The sequence below is a fragment of the Cupriavidus sp. KB_39 genome, from assembly GCF_052114485.1.
GTDB lineage: Bacteria > Pseudomonadota > Gammaproteobacteria > Burkholderiales > Burkholderiaceae > Cupriavidus.
In genome coordinates, this window is record NZ_JBFREV010000090.1 from 1 (window position 1) to 3281 (window position 3281).

At 56.2% G+C, this 3281-nt stretch carries 4 protein-coding genes and 1 pseudogene; 4 read left to right on the forward strand and 1 reads right to left on the reverse strand.

Annotated features, from left to right (window positions below):
• Window positions 1-263, forward strand: a 263-nt coding sequence (locus AB4Z27_RS28525; RefSeq protein WP_441645916.1) for a hypothetical protein, incomplete at its 5' end; no start/stop codon positions are given.
• Window positions 264-607: 344 nt separating this feature from the next.
• Here the strand turns inward: AB4Z27_RS28525 and AB4Z27_RS28530 are convergent.
• Window positions 608-877 carry a hypothetical protein gene (locus AB4Z27_RS28530; RefSeq protein WP_441645917.1) on the reverse strand — a complete coding sequence of 90 codons (270 nt, stop codon included), beginning with the start codon at window positions 875-877 and terminating at the stop codon, window positions 608-610.
• A 163-nt stretch (window positions 878-1040) separates the two neighbouring features.
• On the opposite strand from AB4Z27_RS28530, the gene AB4Z27_RS28535 reads away from it, so the two are divergent.
• The 3 genes and pseudogenes from AB4Z27_RS28535 to AB4Z27_RS28545 all read left to right on the forward strand — a co-directional run.
• Complete coding sequence (locus tag AB4Z27_RS28535) at window positions 1041-1868, forward strand: hypothetical protein (RefSeq protein WP_441645918.1); 828 nt, start codon at window positions 1041-1043, stop codon at window positions 1866-1868.
• Window positions 1869-2022: 154 nt separating this feature from the next.
• The gene (locus AB4Z27_RS28540) at window positions 2023-2631 is read left to right on the forward strand and encodes an H-NS histone family protein (RefSeq protein WP_441645919.1); all 609 of its coding nucleotides are present in this window, start codon (window positions 2023-2025) and stop codon (window positions 2629-2631) included.
• A gap of 344 nt (window positions 2632-2975) precedes the next feature.
• Window positions 2976-3281 (forward strand): annotated as a pseudogene (locus AB4Z27_RS28545) (transposase); the annotation flags it as partial.

The window sequence follows — 3281 nt, forward strand, 5'->3', positions numbered from 1 at the left end:
ACGCTGGACCAACGCTGGACCACCCGCACGTATCGGAAATGATTGTCTCAGCAGACGGGAAAGAATCGGCAGCGAACAAAGCATTGAGCCATGTCAAAGAGGCCAATCCGACGAAAGGCCGCTCTCTCGAAGAGTCGCAAAAAAACTCAGTTGTAATTGCAGTCAAGCCTGCCGGAAAAGGCGGCTGCATAGTGACTAACAAAATACCCGTTCTTGCGTTTGAAGAAATCGCTAAGGCGGTCAAGAAAAAGGGAAAAAAGTAGAGTGCTTTTTTCGGCCGCATGCGTGCTCCGTGGAGTCAGCTGTTTGACCATAGATCGGGACGTTGGCGGAAGCTAAGTTGGCACCAGCGCTCGACCGCCAACGCTAGAGCTTCCGTTCCCTTTTCCTGCAGGCTGGATAGAATGGCTTCACGGTCATTCACGGGAAACGAAGGTATGGCAAACACTCCGTTGTTCGATGGTTCGGGTCGCAGGCTCGGATTCACCGAGACTCGCGCCAACGGCAATATCGTCGCCTACGATGCGGCTGGCAAACCGCTGGGCTACTACGATGCGTCGGCGCGATACACCTTCGAGTGGAACGGTCGGCGTGTCGGTAGCGGGAATCAGGTAGCACTACTGTTTCGCTGACCTTCGTCGGTTGTTTGTTCCTCGTCGGCGGATGCCGATTCAGCCAACTCGTTGGCGGCGATGGCTGCCAAATGCTGGCGCATGAACGCTTTATACTCGCGATGCATTTCGCGTCGCGCATTGATCTCCATTTCTTCCCACCAAGGGCGGTTGTGTCGTTCTTCGAACCGCGCCCATCCATACCGCGCCCTCAAGCGCTGTTGCTGTTCGGCGATGACGGCCTGTAGTAGTTCAAGTCTGCTCATGTTCTCCTCCATACCAGTTTCGATAAATCGCTGAGCAAGGTATTTATCCGCACCGCACCGGGTAGGCGGGCATGTCCGAACGCAACCCTCTCTTATTCGAAAACGACAGTTGCGGTTCGAAAGGCCGCCGAGGTAGATTCGATGGCTTGATTGAGGAGCTATCGTGGCAGCGAATCTCGAACAGATCGCATCGATGTTCCGGGTGACCTATTCAAAAGACCCGGCGAATGGAAGCGCGGCAGACGCGTTTGTAGTGGACAAGACGGCTAGCGATTGGCTCTGGTGGTGGCATCGCTATCTCAAGGAAAACCGAGATTACGAAGCCTATTGCGCGGCGCGTCGAACTGGCGACTCAGCTGCATGCGCCGCGTTAGAGGCGCAGTTTGAACGAGTCGCGGAGGTGTACTCGGACTGGGGAGATATTCACGACTCGGAACCAGTGCATCGGAACGAAGCGAGCTGGCAGCGTTGGTTGTATGAGAAGCGGCATCTGTTCTTCGTCGAAGTGCCTCCGATCAAGGTCATCGATCCCGCTACTAGCCTGATCGACAACGGCGGCGTTGCTATTCAGATTCCTGCCACCGCATCGCAAGATGAGCTAATGCGGATGTTCGGCGAGTTCGTCGAGCAGATCTATGCCACTTCGCGTAAAGCGATCGCACCCAAATACCAGCTCCACGCGCCGCAGGGTCGAATCGATCAAAGCACGCTCCAATCCGTGAAGAAAGCATTCTATGTGAATGTTGCGGCGCAGCATCACGACGCGCATCCCGAAACACATGCTGGCACCGCGCTCGAAATCATGGCGCTGGAACTCAAAAATCAGCTTGGATTCAGTTGGGAGCTCGATCCGGATCAGGAGCAGCGGCTTTTGAACGGGACATTGAGCATGCTGGAACTCGAATCCGTCAAGAAGCAGGTCGCTCGCTACAAGGCTCAGTACGACGCCTATGTATCGAACACCATCCACGGCGAGTTTCCGAAGAAGTAGGGCACTCATCGACCGGGAACAGATCAGTTTCGAAACGCCAATCTGATCTGTTCGTTCCGGCGAAACCTCCGAATCGGAAGAATGGACCCCGTCAACAGCACATGCCCAACGGCGCTGGCTGAGACGCCCATTGTTCAACCAAACGGAGGTTTCCATGCAAGAGTTCCAACAGATCGAAGACCAGATTGCTCAGTGCGACCAAGAGATCGCAGCCCTTACCGAGGCGAAGAACATTCTTCTGGCACAACGCAAAGAAATCCGGGAGYGCATGCGTCAAGCAGAATTGCCCGCGCTCCTGGCGAAGATCCAGCAGTTGGGTTTCAGTAAGTCCGAGCTGGGTTTCGGGGCGCAGAAGAAGGACAAGTCCAAAGACACTGGCCCCAAGAAGTACCGTAACCCGGAAAGCGGCGCCGAATGGTCTGGCAAGGGCAATCAGCCGAAATGGATCGGTGACAAGGACAAGGAGCTGTTCTTGAACCCGGCATATGTTGAGCCTTCGCCCAAGAAGAAGTCCGCCACTGCATCCCCCGCATCCGATACGCCGACGAGCCAAGACACTGCACTGGCGGCAAACACGGAACAGGGTCAGGTTTCGACTCCCACTTCCACTGTGCCCTCCACTGCAACCGCTGCTCCGGTCATGGCAGTTGCCGCAGTCCGCGCATCCGAAGCGTCTGCCGTCAGTTCGAATGTGGAAGCCGCGCAGCTGCAGKAGGTACCCACCATCGACCACGGCGCGCACCAAATGGCTGTCACTGCCTGAAGGCAACCGCAGTATCCCGCTGAAATCTTTTTTCTCCCGCTTCGTGAATCGTGTGGAAGCCGCGTTGCTTCCGCACGCCATGCGAGGGGTAACTCCAAATAGTAAGGAAGTAAAAATGAGTGAAGTCGTTCAAGTGATGATTGGTGGTAGCGCGAACCTCTATAAACGTGATGATCTCGGAGATGTCCAAGTTGTGCCACTTATCCGTCCGACGATGCCGACGACCTCGTGGTTGGGCTGACGCAAACCGTGGCGGAACTGCAAAAGCGCAACGACGCGCCTGAATGTGTTTGAACCGCCCCGGGTTTAGTGGAGGCTCCACTTCTTGAGAGAATGGAGCCACGATGAAGAAACCAGTCAAGTTTTCCCCGGAGGTTCGCGAGCGAGCCGTGCGCATGGTTGCCGAGTCGCGAGGCGATCATCCGTCCCAGTGGGCGGCCGTAGAATCCATAGCCGCCAAGATAGGATGCACGCCGCAAACGCTGTTGAACTGGGTTCGCCAGCATGAGCGGGATACGGGGCAGCGGGAAGGTCCTGGCACGAGCGAGCAGCAGCGTATCAAGTCGCTGGAGCGTGAAGTCAAGGAACTGCGCAAGGCCAATGAGATCCTGAAGCTGGCCAGCGCGTTTTTCGCGCAGGCGGAGCTCGAC